Raw genomic sequence first — 20,349 nt, forward strand, 5'->3', positions numbered from 1 at the left:
CTTTCCGCTATCAGGCCGGATCAGCGTACTTCAGCGTCCAGCTCAGCGTACGGCTGGCGCCGCCCGTCAACGCGAACGGAGTGGTCGTACAGGCGAAGTTGGAGTGCAACTGTCCGATCGGCGTGGTCGACAGCGGGTTCGTCGCACCGCTCACCGTATCGAACTGCGACAGCGCGCAACCATCGAAACCCATCGCGGCGTAATTCGTCGCGGGGCTATTCGTGTAGCTGACCGAGTAGCCGTCGCCACTTGCCGTCGTGTTCTGGAAGTCCGCGAACGACGTGTAGTCCGTTTCCACCGCGAGATTGCCCGTCAACGTGCCCGAGCTCAGCGTATCGGTGCGCGTGATCGAGCCTTTGCCGAACGTCATCACCGTATGCACCTGCAGATCGAGATCCGTCGTGTACAACGCGTTCTTGGCCGCTTGCCTGAACTTCGCGGTGTCGAACGTGACGACCACCTGACCATTGGTTTCCTGCACGTTCAGATTCTTGTAGTACGTGACCGGAATATAGGTTTTGCCGCCGTACGTAACCTGCGGAATCATCAGCGCGTAGCCGAGGTCCGTCGTGCCGTAGGCGAGATTGTCCGAGGACGGCACCGGATAGTACGGCGTGTACGAGTTGTAGTCGGGTGCCTGGCTCAGATTCAGGTTGATCACGCGCTTGCCGTCGCGCACCGTGATGAGCGCCGCGCTGTACGGGTGCGCGGTATCGGTCGGCTGGTTGTACCAGGTCAGCGTGTGGTGCGGGAGCGCGTCGAGGTAAGACTGCATATCGGTATCGGAGAGCGGCGCCTTGCCGCTGAAGCCGAGCTTGTCCCACCACGCGTTCACGTACATGTACTGATGCAGCAGGCTGAAGTTTTCACCCATCACGCGCGGCTTGCCGCGATACGAGTCGGTGCCGCGGCCCTTGACCCACATGTTGACGGACGGCGTCGGCAGGGTCGGGTCGTACCAGAAGTTGCTGAAGCGCAGAGCCGACTTGTAGATGTACGTGTAGGCGACCTTCATTTCCTGATCGGTCAGGATGCCGGCGTTGGCCGCCGCGGTCAGCACCTCCATGAATGCCGAGTCGCCGTATGGGCCGATCGAGCGGCCATAGTTGAAGCCCTGGCCGTTGGTGTTGAGCTGCGGAAGAATCAGGTTGACCGAGTTGCGCAGATACGATTTCAGTTCCGGCGTCAGGTTCGCCTGATTGCCCATTTCCAGCGTGCGCTCGGTCACTTCGCCGATCAGCAGCGTGCTGTAGCGGTCGTAGCGCGCCTGGTCGTAATAGGTCGTGTGAGTGTTCGACGCTTCGTCGGAGAAGCCGCCCGACGAGTCGTTGCGGATGTGCTTCGTCAGCGTGTACAGCAGCGCGTCGCGCGCGTTCATCGTGGCCACGGTCGCATCGCTGGTCGACGAGAACGTCGGATTGCTCCAGCCGAGCTTCTGCCGCAGCCCCGCAATACCATACGACACCGCGTAGTAGTTCTGCGCGGTATTTAGCGACGCGACGTCGATCGGCGTGCCGGCGGCGGGGCAGGTGTCGGTCTTGCCGCTCGCATCCGCGCCGAACATGTCGCAGAAGGTCAGGCGCGCCTGCAGCGTCTTCAGCATCGCGTCGCTGAACACCTCGTTGAGCATGCCGTGCGACTGGAAATTGTTGAGCGCGACGAGATAGTAGTACTCGCCCCAGGACGTATTCGCGTACGTGTAATTGGAGCCGGTCATCTGCGTCATCATCGCCGTCGTGATTTTCTGGTACGTCGCCAGATAATCGGCGTAGGCCGGATCGCCCTTCGTTTTCATGTCGATCAGGATCCACGACAAACCGAGCGCGAGCTTGCCGGGCAGGAATTTGTCGCCGGTGTTTGTATCGAGCACGTGGACCGGGCTGCCGTCGCCGAGATCCATCACTACCTGGGTGAAATCGGACGATTTTCTGATCAGATCGAACAGCGCACGCATTTGCCCCATCATCGTGATCGAAATGCCGGCGCCGGTCGGCACGCTCGTGTCGGCCGCGCCGTAGACGACGCCGTGCAGCGAAATCGCACCGTTTTTCGACGGATCGGGTGTGGGAGCGGGCGAATTCGTGGACGAATTGCCGGCGGAAGAGGATGAGCCGTCATTCACACCGCCGCCGCAGGCGGTGAATAAGAGCGCCGTGGCTGCGCTGAGGGCAAAAGCAAGCGTAGTTTTCTTCGGGGAAAGCATTTTGTCTCCAGATTTTAATTGATTGATGGCCTGATTAACTTTTCCGATATTTGGCGATTATTTTGCATCTCCTTTTTCAACGGACTGGTGATTCAAATAATCTGGCGAATTGCCAGGAATAATGCAGTCAAACTAAAACATCAGTCATCAGATGACATAAATCGTCGGGCAAAGCGCCGCCCTGCATCGAGGATTGATGCCATCCTCGTTGCTAGCCTTGCTTTCGGCCTTGATCCCTATGCTGTCTGGCTGTCTCCTTGGCCTGAGTGTCGCTGAGATGAGACGCGACGATTACAGGCGGCGCTTAATTTCGTTACATAAATATTCTGTAAGACATAGGAGATCATATCTCAAAGCAGTTTGCAAGCGGTCTAAATCCCGGCCGGGCAACTGTGCGGGGCGGAAATGGCCGGTTATTTCACTGATTGAGTCGCTTTGTCAGATGTGGATTTTGAGGTTGATTTTATGTGCGATGCGCAGTGATTATCGATTCGGTTAATTTTTCGAAAAATAGTTAGGTTGCCGAAGCATTCGCTCGTCGTGCGGCCGGCGCGTTGCTTTCGTCTCTATGCCGGCTTCCTTCGAAAGTGATTACACGGTGGTCGAATTCGTGCTCTTTGAGTGCTTCAAGTTAAACGTTTTCCCTGTTGGGTCGAGGCCACCGCCCGCGCGAAAAATTAACTAGGAATACTGGAGATCGGGTGCGTGTTCCGGTCCGTCGTGGTCGCCAATTCACGCGCTCGCCGGCCATCGGATAAGATACGGCCCGCCATGCATTTTTTAGAACGGAAGGAGTGGTTTCAATGATCGAACCGAGCAACGTTTTCAAGGAAAATCTCGCCAGAATGCCGGCGATCGACGGCATCGCACGCATCGATCTGGTCGACGGCAGCGGTGCCGTGGTCGCCAGCATCGAGAACAAACCGGGCAAGCAGGGCTCGCTCGCGGTGTACAACTACCTGCACGGCGCATTCGGCACGCTCGACGCGAAGGCGGCCGAGCACGGCCTCGCGCTGTTCGCCGAGCACACGGCCGACGCGCGCAACCGTCCGGGCGCGCATCCGAACGTCGACCATCTGCTGGCGATTGCGGCCGGCGGCGAGGCATTGCGTATCGACGTCGTACCGGCCGCCTGAGGCCGCTCAAAGTCGTTTTCCACTTCCCCAAGGTAGACGTTTTCCTGCCGCAACTGCGCATTCCAGCGCCCTCGGCGACGGAATTTTCCGCTCGCCGGCGCTGATCGCTCGGTAAAAACCCTCGCTTTTCTCGAAGCCTCCAGATTGGCTTCAGATTCGGCTTCTGTTCGGTGAATTGAAAAGCGGGGGGGCGGCACACACTGGGTTCGTCCCGTCGCGCATAGCGCGCTTTTCCGTCAGGAGCCCCGGATGTCATCCCGTCACAACAAACCCCGCCGGTTCGACGCCGACCTGCCGGAACCTGGCAACTCCGAACGGGATCAGCCGACGCCCGGTCCGAACGACCACGCGATGCGTGAACTGCAGCGCGGTTCCGAAGCCATCCTGCGTCTTGCCACGCAGGCGCACGCGGCCGTCGCCCGAAGCGATCAGGCGGGCGTGCAAGCCGCACGTCAATCGCTCGAAACGGAGTTGACCTTCACCACCGCCCTGATCGACGAAATGCTGTTCGGTGCGCCGGAGCGGTCCACCCTCCATTGACAGCCCTCGCGGCGGCATCACCGTACTAACCCGTAGTCCCGACGTTCCGGAAACTGACATGAGCGCTTTGACCGTCATTCTTTGCATCTGGGCCATGGTCGCCTTTTGCGCGGTCCTGTTCATCCGTGGCGCAAGTCCGCGCGTCGAGCGGAAGGTGGAACGGCCATGTGTGCGTGCGTCGCGCTACTCGATCGCCGAGTAACGCGCACGACCAACGACGCGGAACCAACGGGGTAACATGAGGAGCGCCGGCGTCACTGCCGGCCGGCACCGACGATGTTCCCTCCGGAGGTTCTCGTATGGACACACATTCGATTCTCGGCATGCTGCATGCCGAAGAGGCTCTGCTGGTCTCCATCGTGCGGTCGCTGCCCGACGATATCAAGCGCAAGATCGCCAACGATTTTCACGAGCAGGCGCAACTCGCCGAAAGCTCGCATCTGAACCCCACCACGAACCGCGAAACGAGCGACGCGTTCAAAGCGCACGTCCGGCGCCTGTCGAACATGCTTGCTTCGTTGTCTTAACCAGGTCGCCGTTCGCGCGGCCGAGCCGAACCTTCCGGCTTGTTCTCTCGCCGGCGAAGGGCGGCTTCGCCGTCATGCCCGTCATGCCTCAGCTGACGGGGTGCGAGTTTGCGCCCACGGATCGCATCGCATTGCAGGCTTATTTGGGGGCAGCTTAAGGCTGACTTAAGAAAGCGACCCTAGGCTGCCCCGAGCCTCATGCAGCGTCTTCCGCAGTGCCTGGAGACGCTGATTCAACGAAACCACCTCGTCGTGCGTGCCCTTCGCGCATGCGACGGTCGACAGTCGTTCTTGATCATGCCCCTATCTGTAGGTCGCCTTCTGCCCGGGCGCGCCAGCAAAATCATTGTCGTATGCGCGATGAGCTCGGCGTGCGCGGCGTATCTCGTCACTCATGAACGCGCCACGCGCAACGACGAACCTGACGTGTCGCTGTTGAGCAAGGACTCGACGAAGGCCGGTGCGGGTGCGCCGATGTCGGCGTCAACCCCGGCACCGGCCGCGCCGATTGCGCCAGCCCCCGCGTTCACCGTCAGACAAGCGCCGCTCGAGCGTACATTCGCGGCGGCCGCGCAGAGCATCGGCGTCGATGCGGGCACCACAGCCATTCTGTCGCGCGCGTTTCGCGGCGAACTCGATCTGTCGCGCGATCTGCAGCCCGGCGATCGCGTGAGCGCCGTATTCGACGATAGTGGCGACAACAGCAAAGACGCATCGCACGAACCGCTCGCGGTGCGCATCGTACGTGGCTCGACCGCGCACGACGTGTTCCTTCACAAAAGTCTTCAGGGCCAACCGTTCTACTACTCGAAAGACGGCGTCAGCACGGGGCCAGCGTTCGAGCGCTATCCGCTCGACTTCACGCGCGTGTCGTCGGCTTTCTCGTTGCGCCGCTTCGATCCGGTGCTGCATCGTTGGCAGAGTCATGACGGTGTCGACCTTGCGGCGCCGGCCGGCACGCCCGTGCACGCGACCGCGCGCGGCGTGATCCGCTTTATCGGCCGCCAGTCCGGTTATGGCAACGTGGTCGTGATTCAGAACCCCGCACCGTTTTCGACGACGTTCGCGCATCTGTCGCGCTTCGCGAAAGGACTGCGCGCCGGCAGCCGTGTCATGCGCGATCAGGTGATCGGCTACGTCGGCAAGACCGGTTGGGCGACCGGACCGCATCTGCACTTCGAGGTCCACGTGAACGATGTGCCGCAGGATCCGCTCAAGGTCGACCTGCCGCGAAAGCGGTCGCTTGCCGCCGATGAATTGCGGCAGTTCGAGTCGCGTGTCGCGCAATTGACCGCTCTGTTGTAAGCCGCTCGTCGTCTCAGCTTTGCGACATGCCGGTCAGCATGACCTGGGCGCTGTTTCGTCGCATGACGCGCCGGCAATTCTGACCGGGGCGTGTCGCAAACCTTGACCTGTCAATGCGCGTTCGGGTATTCCCGCCCGCGTCGAACGACGTGTGCGAACCAGCACGAAGGCATCCGGCGTATCTAGGCGGCGTCTCATTTCCGATGCATTGCGTGCGATCAGGCCCACTTCGACGCCCATCGGGAAGCATCCGTCCATGCGTGGCAAGGCTTCGTCCCTCCATGGCATAGCCGTTGCAATAACAAAAGCACAAGAACTACACATGTTGCAGCCGGGATTTCAAGCAGTGAACAAATGCCGACAGCAGCAAAATTCTTCGCGATTCGCGCTCGGGGACAGTGGCGCAACTCGCGAGGTGCGGCGGGGCCAACACCAAACGGATGTCGACAAACCACGACGACGCGAGTGGACGATACGGTTGCATCTACCGTCCGCTCGCGATCGCGACGGCGTGAAGCGATGACCCCGCCATTTTTTCCGCGTTTGCCGGCGCATCCGAACTTGCGGCGGACCCGGGCGAAAGGGCGCTTGCGCGCGGGCCAGCGGGCTGCGAAGATCATGCTAACTCCTGTCGTTCCCGGATCCGCGACACGTCTGAGGTTTGCCACAGTCAGTTCCAGCCGCACCGTTGAAGCTGCGCCGCTTGATCCGCACCGCTGCCGTTCAGACCGTGCAGCCGGTCACGCGAATGCCCGCGCAGGAGTGCTCACGACACGGTATGCATCCGCTACACCAGGGAATTCCATGTTAGCGTCGAGCCCGTTTCCGTCATTGCTGCACCACGCAAGCCTGTGGCTGCAAGGCTACGCGCTCGTGCTGGTCATGATGGGACTCGGCGCGCTGCTCGAACGTCGCTGGCCGGCCACGTTGCTGCAATCGCGAGCGGGGCAGCGTCTGAACATGGCGTACGCGGGCCTGTATCTGGCGTTGGTGGAAGCCACGAAACCGCTCACGGCGGCCGCGAGCGTCGCGATCGTGAATGCGCTCGGCGGCGGGATGGTGGTGCTGGTATCGCGGGGGTGGGGCGCGCTTGCTTCGTTCGTGATCGTGCTGCTGACGATCGATTGCCTCGAATACGCGTTTCATCGCTTGCAGCACACGTTGCCCATCCTGTGGAAGCTGCATTCGTTCCACCATAGCGCGGTGGATTTCAACGTGACGATCACGCTACGACATCACTGGATAGAAGTGCTGCTCAAGGGCTGCCTGCTTTATCCGCTCGTCGGCGTACTGTTCAAGGTCGAGCCGTGGATCGTCGGTGCGACTTCGATCGTGTTCATGTTCGGCAACTACTTTGCACACCTGAATCTGCGCGTTGATCTTGGCCGCTACGTCACGTGGGTCAACAATCCGCAGTATCACCGTTTGCATCACTCGATTCGCGCCGAGCATTTCAATCACAATTTCACGCAGCTTTTGCCGATGTGGGATCACGTGTTCGGCACCCGCTGGGTGCCCGCGAAACACGAGTGGCCCGCCACCGGTCTCGACGATGGCACGCAGCCGAATTCGCTGCTCGGCGCGTTCAGCTGGCCATTGGGGCAGCATGCGGGACGCGATCCGTTGCCCGTTCGCAAGCCGCTTGCCGTGCTCGATAAGAAAGCGAAGTAGCCTGGCTCAAGCGGGTTGCGCGCCGCGCACCGCCTTGCCGCCCAGCAGCGACACGATCAGCGTGGCCATCACGAGCACACCCAACGCCGCGCGCAAACCTAGCACGCCGGCGCCGAAACCGATCAGCGGCGGCCCGACCAGAAAGCCCGCATAGCCGAACGTGGCCGCCATCGACACGCCGATCGCGGGCGTCGCGCTCGAGCGGCCCGCCGCGCTGAAAATCACCGGAACGATATTCGCGAGACCAATGCCGACCATCGCGAAGCCGACGCACGCGGTCAGCACGGTCGGCAGGCTCAGCACCAGCGCGAGTCCGGCGAGCGCGATCAGACCGCCGAGCGCGACGACCTTGCTCGAACCGAAGCGTCGCACCGACGCATCGCCGGCGATCCGGCAGGCCGCCATCGAAAGCGCGAACGCGGAGTAGCCGATCGCGGCGACACTCGCTTCCTGGTTCAGGGTGGAGCGCAGGTACACCGCGCTCCAGTCGGCCACCGCGCCTTCGACGAGCATGCACATGAACGCGAGCAGCGCCAGTTTCATCACGCCGCTGTCGGGCCATGCGAAGCCGCTCGACGCGGCGGCCGCACGCGGGCCGATATCGCGCAACGCAAACGACGCCGCGAAAATGATCAGGGCCGCGATGAACAGATCGGGCGCGAGCAGCCCGCCTGCGACGCCGACGCCGCCTTTCTGCAGCATCGCGCCGCTCGCCGCGCCAAGCAGGCCGCCCGCGCTCCACGCGGCGTGAAACGACGACATGATCGGCGCGCGCCAGCGCGTCTCGATCGCGCTCGCATGGCCGTTCATCGACACGTCGAGCGCGCCGTTCGACGCGCCGAGCGCAAACAGCACCACGCACAACGTCAGCATGCCGGGCGCGATCGCGGGCAAGGGCAGCGCAATCGCGAACGCCGCGCCGAGCAGCGCGGTGGCGCGGCCGCTGCCGAAGCGCGGCGCGAGTTGTCCCGCGAGCGGCATCGCGACGATGGCGCCGAGCGCGAAGCAAAACAGCGCGATGCCGAGCGAGGTGTCGCTGAGCGCCAGACCTTCCTTGATGCGCGGCACTTCGACCGCCCATGCGCCGATACCGAAACCGTTGGCGAGAAAAACCGCGAGGGTCGCGATGCGCTCTCTGACGAGTGAGTTCATGGGCATGCCACCATCACGTTGTCGCAGACGGCCTGGAGGCTCGCGATACGAGCGCCCGGCACGTCCGCTTCGACGAACAGATAATCGACCGCCGACACGGGTGCTACCGCGAACGGCGCCGCGGTGATCAGCTTTTCCGAGGTCAGCGCGATGGCGACCTGGCCGCTCGCTTTGACCATCGCGCGTTTTAGTTCGGCATCCTCTGCGTCGAATGCGGCGACGCCTTCGTCGGGATCGAATGCGCAGGCGCCGAGAAAACAGAGGTCCGCGCGGATCTGCTGGATCTGCAGCAGCGCGGTCGCGCCGAGCGAGCCCGCCGCGCCTCCGGCGATGCGGCCGCCGATCAAGATCACGTCGATTCCCGGCCGGTTCAGCAGGCGCGCGCAGGCCTCGGGAGAATTCGTGACGACGGTCAAGCCGGCGTCGTCGGGCAGCGCCGCCGCGATCGCGACGTTCGTCGAGCCGGCGTCGAGCAGCACGATCTGCTTCGGACGAACGATCGATACGGCCGCCGCGGCGAGGCGCGCCTTGCGGTCGACGGCCTCGTGCATGCGCAGCGCCGCGGGTTTGTCGGCGGGCGACATCAGCAGTGCACCGCCGTACACGCGTTTGCAGTGGCCTTGATCCGCGAGATCACGCAGATGGCGGCGCACCGTGTGCTCGGAGATCTGCAACTCGGCGGCCAACTCGGCTGCGAGCACGCGACCATGCGTGCGTAATCGCTCCAGAATCAGCGCTTCGCGCTGCTCGGGCAGTAGCCCGTTGACCGCTTCTTCCCGGGTTCGCTGCATGGGTCTCGTCTCCGTTTCGACATCAATCGATCATAAACGAGCAAAATGTATCGTAAACTCTCGCGAGGCGCAAGCGGGTTTGACGCCGCTAGTGCCGATTTCACGCGACTCAATTCGGTTTCGGTCGTGACTCACGGCCGAAAGCCAGCCGGTCGAGCAGCCATACCGCGACGAGGGTCGCGCCCATCAGCGGGAAAACGATGGCGAGCAGCGCGAGGCTGGTTTTCCAGCCACGCATTGGCGGCTCGGCGCGCTCGCGCGACGGTGCGCCGAGCGCGCGTTGCGGCCGACGTATCCACCACATCACGAAGCCGGTCACCGCCAGTGCGGCGAGGCCGAGAGAAACGACCGCGCACAGTATCTGGTTCGCGACGCCGAAGTAGCGACCCATATGCAACGACGTACCGTACGACACGGCCTTCGCGATCGCGCCGTAATCGTCGTAGCGAATGTCCTTCAGGAGCGCGCCGCTGTATTGGTCGACGTACAGCGTGCGTTCATCTTTCGGATTCGCGGGGAAATAGGAAAGCGTGTAGACGCCGGTTACGGAGTTCGGCAGCACGATGCTGTAGCCGTCCGCGATACCGAGCGACGCGGCGAGCGCGACGATATGACCGAGCGACAGCGGCTGTGCCGCGTCTGTGGGTGCGGAAGAGGGCACGCTCGAGCGGCCCGCGGCCCACGGCTTCAGTGGCAACGGCAGGTCGTCCATGACCATGCCGGGCATTGAGTCCATGTCGGCGTGCCTGGCATGCGCGAGTGCGGCGCTCGCGTGGTCCGGATGGTCCGAGGGCGCGCCCGGGACGATGGAGCGCAACGGCAAGCCGCCCCACGCACCCGGCGGCGCGCCAAGCTTCGTCGCGGTCGCGAGCGCCTTGAACTGCTTGCCCCACGAGCCGGTCCACGGCAACCCCGTCAATACGAACGCGAGTGCGCCAAGCGCGAGCCAGATGCCGATCGTCCCGTGAAGGCTCTTCCATAACGGGCGTCCTTTCAGCGCCAGGCGCGGCAGCAGCACAGCGCGCGCGGTCGTCTTGCCGCGCGGCCACCATAGTGCGATGCCGGTGCCGATCATCACGAGTGTCCAGCATGCGGCCAGTTCCATCAGCAGTTCGCCGGGCTTGCCGAGGAGCAGCTTGCGATGGAGCATGCGATCCACCTGCATCAAGCGATGCTCGACGCTCAACGTGCCCAGCACATCGCCGTTGTACGGATTCAGATAGACGCTCTGCTGCGTGCCGTCCGCGAGGCGAAACACGAATTCGGCGCTGCGTTGCGGATCGTGTGTGATCACGGCGGTCGTCGCGACCGAGCCGGGCGGCATCGCCGCGCGCGCTTTCGCGAGCAGCGCGTTGTCGGGCAACCTCGGCACCGCTTGCGGTGCGACGACCATTTGCTGTCGATACAGCAGCGGCTCGATTTGCGGCTGAAAGCAATACAGCGTGCCGGTGATGGCGAGCACGAGTAAAAAGGGCATCACGAACAGGCTCGCGTAAAAATGCCAGCGCCACAGTGTTCGATAGCCTGGATGTGTCGGGCCGCTCGTGGCGGCAGCGGTTGTACCGTTCTGCGCGCGCACGCGTTGGGCGGTTTGAGTCGTGGACATGAAAATCCTCGTCGGGCAAATGGAGCGATGGGTTCGTGTGCGACGGGCTGATTGCCGCGTCTGGCGTCTGGCGTCAGCCTCAGATGCGCAGCTTCGCTTCGACGTAAAAGGTGCGGCCCGGATACGGGTGGTAGACGAAGTAGCGCGCATCGAACAGGTTGTCGATGCCGATGCCGAGCTCGCTCAGCCTGGTCGGCTTGAACGTGAACTTCGCGTCGGCGACCGTATAGGTGCTGGTGCCGCCGAACACGTTGGGGTTCGTGTCGGTATTCGTCAGCGTGTTGTACTGACGGCCCGAGTAACGCGCGGCGAGCGTCAGCGCCGCGCGCGCGTCGAAGTGATACGTCGCGGCAAGATTCGCGCGCCACAGCGGAATGCGGTAAAAGTACTTGCCGACCGAGGCCGGGTTCTGCGCGTTCTCGAGGATCTTCGACTGCGTGTACGCGACGCTCGCGAGCAGATCGAGTCCGCGCACGAACACGTCCTCGCCCGAATAGCTCGTTTCGACGCCGCGCGAGCGGACCTTGCCGATGTTCTGGAAGTTCGTCACGTTCGGAATCACGGTGGTGTCGGTCTGACTGAAGATCGTGTTCTTCACGTCGTCCTGAAACAGCGAGAAGCGGAACACGCCATTCCAGTGCGCCCATTCGGCGCTCAACTCTTTCGACAGATCGTCTTCGGGTTGCAGATTCGGATTGTTGTTGACGATCGCGGAGCCATTGATTTGCCCCTGGAACAGTTCGCTCGCGGTGGGAAAGCGGTAAGCGCGACCGATCGACGCGCGCAAGGTCAGATCGTCGCTGACATCGAACGACAACGACGCCTTCGGCGAAAAGTGACGCTGGCTGGCGTCGCTGTACGCGATGGTCGTGCCGGGCAGCGACTGCGCGCCATCGTAGGCTTGCCAGTCTTCATAGCGCACGCCGTAGACGAGCTTCCAGCGCGGCAGGAAGCGCCACGCGTCCTGCGCATAAAGCGCCTGCGTTTGGGTCTTGCCGGTGAACGAGTTGGCGAACGAAGCGGCGTCGCCGTCGCGCCAGTCGAGCGTGTTGTAGGTCTGGTTGTCGACGAAGTAGTTGTCGTAGTGGTAACCGACGCTTAGTGCGTGATTGGCCAGTCCTGCCTGGTTCGTCGCGGGCGTAAAGGTGCCGCGTAGATCCAGCGTCTTCCAGCCAGTGCCGTCGCCGAACAGCATGGTGCCGGGGCCATTGCCCGGGCCGCCGGCCTTCGTGGTGCGTGCGACGCTATTACCGATGTCGTAATACGAGGCGATCGCCTCGCCGTTCCAGCCGGTCGCGTTGCGTGTTTTCAGCGACACACCGTAGAGCCAGTTCTCGCTGTGCCCGAGACCCGGCGCAAACGCGGCCGCCGGAATCGTGTAGTGGTAGCCGTTGATCGACACGTTGCCGCTGTACACAGGATTACCGTTCGCGTCGCGCAGGAACGTCGACGTGTCGCTGTTGTACGTCTGGTGCCAATAGCCTAGCGTGAAGCCGCCCTGCAGCGTCGGCGTGAAGTCGTACTGCATCTTCAGCTTGAACTGATCCTGGATCGTGTGCTCGATGCCTTCCCCGTTCACGCCGAGCACGGCCGTCGGCGTATTGGTCTGGTTGTTGTAGAAATAGGCGCCGGTGACGGGCGTGTCGCCGGCCTTCGCGGGCGTGCCCGATTGCGCGAGCGTAGCGAATTGCAGCGGCTGACTCGTGTTCTCGAGATGATTGACGCCGAGCAGGTACGAGAACTTGCCGATCCGATCGCCGATCGACGCGCTCGCTTCGCTGCCGTTGAAACTCTGGTTCACGCCGAACAGGCTGAAGTGCTGCGTGAATGCCTTCACGTCGGCGTTCGCCTCGAACTGCTTCGGCATGCGCGTGCTGATCAGCACGGTCGCGCCAAGCGAATTGCCCGGATATAGCGCGGAAAACGGCCCGTAAATGACGTCGACCTGCTGGATTTCGTCGGGATACACCATCGACCAGCGCGGCGGAAATGAATAGCCATTGCCGAGCAGGTTGCTCAGCAGCAGGCCGTCCGCATAGACGAGGCCGCGCGCGCTCTGCGTATTGCTGGTGCCTCGCACCGCGATGATTGAATTCAGGTCGCCGATAAAGCGCTTGCGGACCGCCAGGTTCGGCAGGTACTTGAGCACGTCCTCGGTGTTGACGACGTTCCAGTGCGCGAACTGATCGCGCGTGACGGTTTCGATGGAGGCGGGCAGATTCGGGTCGACGGCACGCGGTGCGGCGCTCGTGCTTGCGCTCGCATTGACGCTGACGGCGGGCAGCGTCGCGTCGGTGTTTGCGTCGGCGGCATGCGCGGGTGTCGCGACGAAAGCAGGCACGAAAGCCGCAACGAGCGCGCGCCAACGAACGGAGCGACGAAGCGCGCGGTGAGCGTAAAAGACAGCGTCACGACGGACGCGAAAAGACAGCCTTCGCAGCGCGAAGTTGAACATGAGCGTTTCCTCGATGCATTGAACAGGCGATCGCACGCCTCGTCGACGTGAGCGACGAATGCGCGATCAGAACCGGTAGCGATCAGGAAACGGCAGGTGGGGCGCGCGGACGTCCCGACGGGAACGCGCCGAGCGGCGTGAAGCGGGTGGACAGCGTGGTTGGCGCGGTGCCGGCCAGCGGCAGCGCGGGCGGCGGCTCGACGGCGGCGAGCGTCGGCATCGCGACGTGATGTTCGAGCAGATGACAGTAGCCGCAGGCGCCGAATGCATCGTCGTGGCTCAGATGCACGGGCGCGGGGCTGGTTCGAGCGACGACGCTCGCATCGCCTGTATCGCTTGCACCGGCCGGATGAAGCGCCGAACACAGCGCGGCAATCGGCTCGTGGGCGCGGCCCGATTCGAGCAACTGACTCACGAGCGGCGCGAACACGACGAGCCACATGGCGACGAGGCCAAGCCATGCGGTCAGGTGGTTGCGGTAGCGTCGAGTCATGTTCGTCGAAGAAAAGTCGGGGGCGATTCTAGCATCGCCGCGCGATCCTTTCATTCGTAATGACGGGTATAGCGACGGATTAGACGGTGAAAAGGCGCTTATTTCGAGGCGCTGAAGCACGGGCGAATCACTTATGCTGTGAAATCGCGCGAGGTGCGCGTATCGAATCGACAATGCAACAGCGCGACAATGCAACAGCGCGACAGTGCAACAGCGCGACAGTGCAACAGCGGCCCGACCGCGGCGCACCCGCTGCACGGCCACGCCGCTGAAACATCGCCACCACACATGACACTTACGCAGACACCCGCCTCTTCGATCGCCGACATCAACCAACGGGCCGTGGCGCTATGTTCGGCTGGGCAGTTCGCCGACGCATTGCCGCTCGTCGCACCGCTGCTCGACGATTGCACGTTGCCGAACGATCAGCGGGCCGATGCGTTGAATATCGCCGGCGCGTGTTCGTTCGCGCTGCTTCAGTGGGCGGACGCGGAGAATCATTGGCGCCAGTGCCTGTATCTGAAGCCCGACCACGCGGACGTCTACGCGAGTCTCGGCTCGCTATTCAGATCGCTCGGCCGTCTGTCGGCCGCGAAATCGACGTATCGGCAACTGGTGTCACTGCGCCCGCTCGACGCGAACGCGCATTATCAACTCGGCAACGTGCTTTACGGGCTCGGTCACCGCGCCGAAGCAGAGGCGGCATATCGGCAGGCGGTGACGATTCTCCCCGACTACGCCGAAGCGCATTACAACCACGGCATCGTGCTGCGCGAACTGCAACGCCCGCAGCAAGCAGAAGCGGCTTATCGTCACGCGTTGCGCGGCTTGAGGGCGCATGCCGAATTGCACAACAACCTCGGCAGCGTGCTGACGGAACTCGGGCGTCTCGAGGAAGCGGACGCCGCGTATCGCGAGGCGCTGACGCTCAAGCCGCACTATCCGGAGGCGCTCAATAATTTCGCCGGTGTGCTGAAGGCGACGCAGCGTCTCGCGGAGGCGGAGCTGGCTTGCCGGCTCGCGATCACCATTCGGCCCGACTATGCGGAAGCGCATCTCAATCTTGGCGCGGTGCTGGTCGATCTCGATCGGGTCAGCGAGGCCGAGGCGGCGTACCGCGAGGCGCTCGCGCATCGGGCGGACTACCCGGAGGCGCATTACAACCTGGGCGTGGCGCTATTCAGGCAGGAGCGCTATACGGAAGCCGAGCAGGCTTACCGGGACGCGATTCGCTGCCAGCCGGGGCTTGCTCATGCGCACAACAATCTGGGTTGCGTGCTGCGCGTGCTCGAGCGTTTTCAGGAAGCGCTCGACGCGTTCCGGCATGCGGCCGCGGTGTCGCCGCAACTCGCCGAGTCGCATGCGAATATTGCCAATGCACTGACGCAACTCGGGCGCTTTGTCGAGGCGGAAAGCGAGTATCGGCAGGCGATTGCTTTGAACCCCGGCTATGGCGAGGCGCGTTTCAGTCTCGCCGTGCTGCTGCTCGGCTCCGGCCGCTTCGACGAGGGATGGCCCCTCTACGAATGCCGCTATGAGCAGCCCCATTTCATTCATCGAAAGTCGCAGACGATGCTCAGTTGTCCGCAATGGCGGGGCGAGCCGTTAGCGGGCAAGTCCGTGCTGCTGTGGCAGGAGGACGGCCTCGGCGACATGCTGCAATTCAGCCGCTATATTCCGATGCTGAAGGCGTTGGGTGCCGCGCATATCGCGTTCGCGTGTGCGCCGGCGTTGCATCGGCTGATCGCCAGGGTGGATGGCGTGGATGCGGTGCTCGACCACGATGGAGCGCTCGCGCGCGCCTCGACCTACGATTGCTGGACCAGTCTGCTGAGCGTGCCGTTGTATTTGCGCACGACGGTGGATACGATTCCACACCCCGTGCGATTGAGCGCCGATCCGGCGCTCGTCGAACAATGGCGCGTCGCGCTCGACACGCTGCCGCCCGGCCACCGGGTCGGTCTGGTCTGGAAGGGCAACGCGAAGCATCATAACGACGCGAATCGCTCGATGGCGTCGCTCGCCGCGCTCGCGCCGCTGTGGAACGTGCCGGGTGTGAACTTCGTCAGCTTGCAGAAGGGGCAGGGCGAGGACGAAGCGCGCAAGCCGCCGGCCGCGCAGCCGCTGCTCGATCTCGGCGCGCGCGTGATGGACTTCTCGGACAGCGCGGCAATCGTCGCGCAACTCGATCTGGTGATCTGCGTCGACACGTCGATCGCGCATCTGGCCGCGTCGCTCGGCAAGCCGTGCTGGGTGATGCTGCCGGAGAGAGACGTCGATTGGCGCTGGATGCACGAACGCGACGATTCGCCTTGGTACCCCCACACGCTACGTCTGTTCCGGCGCGGGCCGGGTGAGGGTTGGGCAAGCTCGGTCGAGCGCGTGCGGAGGGCGTGCGTCGAGCGATTCGGCGGCGCGCTATGACGCTTCGGTGAGTTGCATGTGATACAGGCCCCACGGGGCCAATTCGAAGCGGTCCTTCAGCGGCTTGGCCGCGAGTTCGGGAATCTGGTCCGCGTCGAAGATCGCCCATAACGGCCCTACGCCACCGAGCGCCAGCGGCTTACCGTCCATTTCCGTCGCAACGATGAAGCGATACTCGCGCACCTTGTCGAGCGTCGTCTGCACCGCGTAGCCGTCGACCGCGTGCATGACGATTTGCGTGCTGCCCGCGTCGGGCGCGCCGACATGCGCGAGCACGTCGGTCAGCAGCGGGCCGCTGAAGGTATGCAGGTGCGCATCGTATTCGATCGTCGGGTGGATCGTCACGGTCTTCATGCTGGCGAGCAATGGCAGATCGACGCCGTACGCTTGCGAAAACTTCACCTGATGTTTCGCGAGCAGTTGATCGAAAGCCGGATTGAGCGCGCCGCGATTGCTGCGCTTGATCGCGCCGGAGATCGTCAGGACAACTGGAGAGGGCGCGCATTCGGCATGCTCGCGTTTCGCGCCGAATGCGGGCGAGACCGCCGCACCCAGTACCGCGGCGCTGGTCAAAAACTGGCGTTTGTTCATTACATTTTCTCCGGATGACGTTGAGCTTCGGCATGGTGAGGCCCGCGCTTTCTATTGTCGGAGAATTGTCGCCGCAGGTGATATGACGATGCTTCATTTACGCGTCATTCGCTATGCTATTTCCGCATGCGATTCGCGCCGCGGCTGGCACGGTTCCTTGCGCGGCGATCCAATGCGGTGCGCGTCTTCGCAGGTTTATGACGAAGTGCTTCTACAATGAAAATGGACGCATGCAATAAGCACACGGCAAGAGCCTCGCGCACACCAGCAGAATCACACAAGGAGATACCGCAATGTCACGCATGAGCGAATTCACGCATATCGCATTGATCGGCTTCGGCGAAGTAGGCGGCATACTCGGCGCGGCGCTGGCCGCGAAGGGCGTGCAGGTGTCGATGTTCGATCTGCGGCGTGACGCGCTGCGCGACAAGGCGCGAGCGGCCGACGTTCGCGTCGCCGACACGTTGCAAAGCGCGCTCGACGGAGCCCAACTCATCGTCTCCGCAGTCACGGCCGATGCCGATCTCGAGGTCGCGCAGGCGGTCGCGCGATGCATTCGGCGAGAGCAGGTTTATCTCGACATCAACTCGGTGTCGCCAGCCACCAAGCAGCATGCGCAGGCGTGTATCGAAGGCGCTGGCGCGCAATACGTCGAGGCCGCGGTGATGGCGCCGGTGCCCCCCTACGGTCTTGCGGTGCCGATGCTGCTGGGCGGCGCGAGCGCGGCGCATGTCGCGTCGCAGCTCAACGAGCTCGGCTTCCATGCGCGTGCGGTAGCGGAGAAAGTCGGCGTCGCATCGGCCGCGAAAATGTGCCGCAGCGTGATGATCAAGGGTATCGAAGCGTTGACCGTCGAATGTCTGCGTGCCGCGCGGCATTACGATGCGGAGTCGATCGTGCTCGAATCGCTCGCGGAAACGTTCGGCAGGATGCGTGGCGATGCGGGCGTGCCTGGCTATCTGGTCAGCCGGGTTGCCGAGCATGGACGACGGCGCGCCGCGGAAATGCGCGAGGTATCGCAGACGCTGCGCGAAGCCGGCATCACACCATTCATGAGCGATGCATCCGCGCGCTTGCAGGACGGCGTGGTCGATGCGATGGAAGCGGGCGGCATCGACTACGGCACGTTGCCCACGCCGTTCGATTGGCGCGCGTTTTTCGATGGCCTGCCGGACCCGGATAGGAATAGTTGAGCGAACTCTTGCAATGCAAACGCTCAGGTCGCGCCGATGCTGACGGTGCGCGTCACATCGACGACCGACAGCCGGATCGCATCGATCAATGCGCGCGCGGCCGGTGACGGCGTGCCCGCCGCGCGCATCGTCAGGCCGATCTCGCGCCGCGTGTTGTGCAGCGGTACGTCGAGCACCACCAGTTGCCCGGACTGGATCTCGTGATGCAACTGCTGCGCCGACAGCGCGGCCGCCATGTCGGTGCCGAGCAGCAGACCGCGAATCACCGCGAGGTCGGCGGTCTCGACAGTCGGCAGAGGCGGCTTCACTTTCAGCCGCTTGAATTGCGTTTCGAACAGCGCACGCGCCGGCGCGTTGCTGCGCGGCAGAATCCACTGCGCGTCGCGCAGTCCCATGATGGTCAGATCGCGCACCTGAGTCAGCGGATGACCCTGGCGCACCAGCACCACCATGTCTTCCGACATCAACCGCTCGTTTTTCAGGCCGCTCGTCGCGTCGTTGTCGCGCAGCGCGCCGAGAATGAAATCGATATCGCCCGCGCGCAGACCGGCTACGAGTGTCTCGTACGCGCTTTCGTCGGTGACCACGCGCACGCCCGGATTCTCCGAGGTCATTCGCGCGATGGCCTTCGGCAGGATCAATGTGCGGCCGAGCGGCAACGCGCCGACCGTCACCGAGCCCTGAATCTTGCCGTGCAACGCGGCGATGTCGTCGGGGACGTGGCGCAATTCGTTCAGCGCGCGGCGTACGTGCAGCAGAAACGTTTCGCCCTCGGCCGTCAGTAGAATGCCGCGCGGGCTGCGATGGAACAGACTCAGCCCCGAGCCGCTTTCGAGCACGCGAATCGCGGTGCTCACCGCGGGCTGACTGATGCCGAAGGTTTTCGCCGCGCTCGGCATGTGCCGATGCCGCGCGAGCGCCGCGAATAGCTGCAGCCGCCGCGTGTTGAGCAGATAGGCGGGCAATGTGCCTTCCGCGACGGGCCGGCGGCGCGCATGTCGCGCGGCGCACCATTGAGCGAGCTCTTCGAGTTCAGCGAAGATCCGCTCGCAACGATGCAGCACCGCGCGGCCGACCGGGGTGGGCAGCATGCCCGAAGGACCGCGATCGAACAGCGGCACGCCGAGCGCCGACTCGAGCTCCTGCACGGAGCGCGTGACCGCCGACTGCGCGCGAAACAGCGCGGCCGCCGCGCGCGTCGCGCTGCCCATATCGGCGACGAGCCGGAATGCGCGCAGTTGCGCGAGATTGAGCAGGTCCTTGCTGCTGACCGACAGCGGCGCTTTGGCGGCTGCCTGTCCGGTTGCGGCGGAAACCGTGTCGTTGCTCATGCCGCGCCCGCGATCAGATGCAACGATGGCAGCGACAGATTCAAACTTTCCTTCGAGATATGCGTGTGCTCCTTCATCAACGCATCGACGCGCGCGCCTTCGCCATTTTTCAGCGCGTCGACGATCGCGTGATGCTGGCGATGCGCGTACATCAGCATCATGAATTGGCGCTCGCGCGCGGATTCGTCGAAAGCGATCGTGAACGGCGACACGAACGGCACTTTGTCGTTCAGACTGAGCGCGGCCGTGACCGCCTGGTTTTGCGCCGCTTCGACGATCAGCGCATGGAAGCGGCCGTTCATCTGCGCGTAGCGCACGTCGTCGCCTGGCTGCAGATGCTTTTGCTCGAAGATTTCGTCGCCTTCGCGCAGACAGTCGTCGAGCGCGGCGGCGAGCGCGGCGCTCACGCCGTTTTCGGCGACCGAGCGCGCGGCGAGTCCTTCGAGCACGCCGCGCACGTCGATCGCGTTGAGCACGTCGCGCACGCTGAAACGGCGTACGACGTAACCGCGCGAGCCCGAACGGTCGAGCAGACCTTCCGACGACAGTACGCTCAATGCATAACGCAGCGGCGTGCGCGACACGCCGAGCCATTGCGCGAGTTGCGCTTCGACGAGCCGCTGCCCGGGCGACAGTTCGCCCGACAGAATCTTCTCGCGTAAGGTCTGCACAATCGCTTGCTGGGTCGTCTCGTTCATCGCTGTGTCGCTGGTCGGAAGCACGGCAGTATAGCCACGCGTGCAGTGTCGCTCCAAGCCTTAAAAATGTGCGTTGCGAGTTGTTTTCCAGGCCATCTGTTTTATTTATCGCCAAGCGAGCCGCAGGGGTGCCGCGGAAGGCTTGCCGCACGGGCTTGGGATACCGAGAAAGCCCAGTGCGGCGTGGCTCGCGGCGCGCTTCATCCGCTCGCCGGGCGCCCGAATGCCGGGTT

At 63.4% G+C, this 20,349-nt stretch carries 17 protein-coding genes; 8 read left to right on the plus strand and 9 right to left on the minus strand.

Going from position 1 to position 20,349, the window contains the following annotated elements; translation table 11 throughout:
- Window positions 1–10: 10 nt before the first annotated feature.
- Window positions 11–2,203 (minus strand): hypothetical protein, encoded by a 2,193-nt coding sequence (locus L0U84_RS23680; protein ID WP_233853082.1) that lies wholly within the window; start codon window positions 2,201–2,203, stop codon window positions 11–13.
- Between the two features lie 803 nt (window positions 2,204–3,006).
- Between L0U84_RS23680 and L0U84_RS23685 the strand changes: the two genes are divergently transcribed.
- The 6 genes from L0U84_RS23685 to L0U84_RS23710 all read left to right on the plus strand — a co-directional run bounded on the left by L0U84_RS23685 (window position 3,007) and on the right by L0U84_RS23710 (window position 7,382).
- Entirely contained in the window at window positions 3,007–3,339 is a 333-nt protein-coding gene (locus L0U84_RS23685; protein WP_233853084.1) for a DUF2322 family protein, read from the plus strand.
- A 249-nt stretch (window positions 3,340–3,588) separates the two neighbouring features.
- On the plus strand, window positions 3,589–3,879 hold the full coding sequence (locus tag L0U84_RS23690) for a hypothetical protein (RefSeq protein WP_233853086.1): 291 nt from the start codon (window positions 3,589–3,591) through the stop codon (window positions 3,877–3,879).
- Window positions 3,880–3,937: 58 nt separating this feature from the next.
- Window positions 3,938–4,081 carry a hypothetical protein gene (locus L0U84_RS23695; RefSeq protein ID WP_233853089.1) on the plus strand — a complete coding sequence of 48 codons (144 nt, stop codon included), beginning with the start codon at window positions 3,938–3,940 and terminating at the stop codon, window positions 4,079–4,081.
- Window positions 4,082–4,178: 97 nt separating this feature from the next.
- Entirely contained in the window at window positions 4,179–4,406 is a 228-nt protein-coding gene (locus L0U84_RS23700) for a hypothetical protein (protein WP_129963069.1), read from the plus strand.
- A 360-nt stretch (window positions 4,407–4,766) separates the two neighbouring features.
- Window positions 4,767–5,711 (plus strand): M23 family metallopeptidase, encoded by a 945-nt coding sequence (locus L0U84_RS23705; protein WP_233853091.1) that lies wholly within the window; start codon window positions 4,767–4,769, stop codon window positions 5,709–5,711.
- An 804-nt stretch (window positions 5,712–6,515) separates the two neighbouring features.
- A complete protein-coding gene (locus L0U84_RS23710; protein ID WP_233853093.1) occupies window positions 6,516–7,382 on the plus strand; it encodes a sterol desaturase family protein in 867 nt (288 codons plus the stop codon).
- Window positions 7,383–7,388: 6 nt separating this feature from the next.
- On the opposite strand, the gene L0U84_RS23715 is transcribed toward L0U84_RS23710, so the two are convergent.
- The 5 genes from L0U84_RS23715 to L0U84_RS23735 all read right to left on the minus strand — a co-directional run bounded on the left by L0U84_RS23715 (window position 7,389) and on the right by L0U84_RS23735 (window position 13,879).
- Window positions 7,389–8,534 carry an MFS transporter gene (locus L0U84_RS23715; RefSeq protein ID WP_233853095.1) on the minus strand — a complete coding sequence of 382 codons (1,146 nt, stop codon included), beginning with the start codon at window positions 8,532–8,534 and terminating at the stop codon, window positions 7,389–7,391.
- Window positions 8,531–9,325 carry a DeoR/GlpR family DNA-binding transcription regulator gene (locus L0U84_RS23720; protein WP_233853097.1) on the minus strand — a complete coding sequence of 265 codons (795 nt, stop codon included), beginning with the start codon at window positions 9,323–9,325 and terminating at the stop codon, window positions 8,531–8,533. The genes L0U84_RS23715 and L0U84_RS23720 overlap by 4 nt, the downstream gene beginning before the upstream one ends.
- Window positions 9,326–9,434: 109 nt before the next feature.
- Window positions 9,435–10,931 carry a PepSY-associated TM helix domain-containing protein gene (locus tag L0U84_RS23725; RefSeq protein WP_233853099.1) on the minus strand — a complete coding sequence of 499 codons (1,497 nt, stop codon included), beginning with the start codon at window positions 10,929–10,931 and terminating at the stop codon, window positions 9,435–9,437.
- A 79-nt stretch (window positions 10,932–11,010) separates the two neighbouring features.
- Window positions 11,011–13,386 carry a TonB-dependent receptor gene (locus L0U84_RS23730; RefSeq protein WP_233853101.1) on the minus strand — a complete coding sequence of 792 codons (2,376 nt, stop codon included), beginning with the start codon at window positions 13,384–13,386 and terminating at the stop codon, window positions 11,011–11,013.
- An 82-nt stretch (window positions 13,387–13,468) separates the two neighbouring features.
- Window positions 13,469–13,879: a DUF2946 domain-containing protein gene (locus L0U84_RS23735; RefSeq protein WP_233853103.1), complete on the minus strand. Its 411-nt coding sequence runs from the start codon at window positions 13,877–13,879 to the stop codon at window positions 13,469–13,471.
- A 288-nt stretch (window positions 13,880–14,167) separates the two neighbouring features.
- Here L0U84_RS23735 and L0U84_RS23740 point away from each other — a divergent pair, with 288 nt between their 5' ends.
- Window positions 14,168–16,303: a tetratricopeptide repeat protein gene (locus L0U84_RS23740; RefSeq protein ID WP_233853105.1), complete on the plus strand. Its 2,136-nt coding sequence runs from the start codon at window positions 14,168–14,170 to the stop codon at window positions 16,301–16,303.
- Here the strand turns inward: L0U84_RS23740 and L0U84_RS23745 are convergent.
- A complete protein-coding gene (locus L0U84_RS23745; RefSeq protein WP_233853107.1) occupies window positions 16,298–16,894 on the minus strand; it encodes a molybdopterin-dependent oxidoreductase in 597 nt (198 codons plus the stop codon). The two genes, L0U84_RS23740 and L0U84_RS23745, sit on opposite strands and share 6 nt — an antisense overlap.
- Before the next feature lie 293 nt (window positions 16,895–17,187).
- On the opposite strand from L0U84_RS23745, the gene L0U84_RS23750 reads away from it, so the two are divergent.
- Window positions 17,188–18,087: a DUF1932 domain-containing protein gene (locus L0U84_RS23750; RefSeq protein WP_233853109.1), complete on the plus strand. Its 900-nt coding sequence runs from the start codon at window positions 17,188–17,190 to the stop codon at window positions 18,085–18,087.
- 23 nt (window positions 18,088–18,110) lie between these two features.
- Here L0U84_RS23750 and L0U84_RS23755 read toward each other — a convergent pair whose 3' ends face one another.
- Together L0U84_RS23755 and L0U84_RS23760 are read right to left on the minus strand one after the other, a co-directional pair.
- Window positions 18,111–19,418 carry a LysR family transcriptional regulator gene (locus tag L0U84_RS23755; protein WP_233853112.1) on the minus strand — a complete coding sequence of 436 codons (1,308 nt, stop codon included), beginning with the start codon at window positions 19,416–19,418 and terminating at the stop codon, window positions 18,111–18,113.
- The gene (locus L0U84_RS23760) at window positions 19,415–20,116 is read right to left on the minus strand and encodes a GntR family transcriptional regulator (RefSeq protein WP_233853114.1); all 702 of its coding nucleotides are present in this window, start codon (window positions 20,114–20,116) and stop codon (window positions 19,415–19,417) included. The genes L0U84_RS23755 and L0U84_RS23760 overlap by 4 nt, the downstream gene beginning before the upstream one ends.
- Window positions 20,117–20,349: the final 233 nt, after the last annotated feature.

Source organism: Paraburkholderia sp. HD33-4 (assembly GCF_021390635.1).
In the GTDB taxonomy this organism is placed as follows: Bacteria; Pseudomonadota; Gammaproteobacteria; order Burkholderiales; family Burkholderiaceae; genus Paraburkholderia.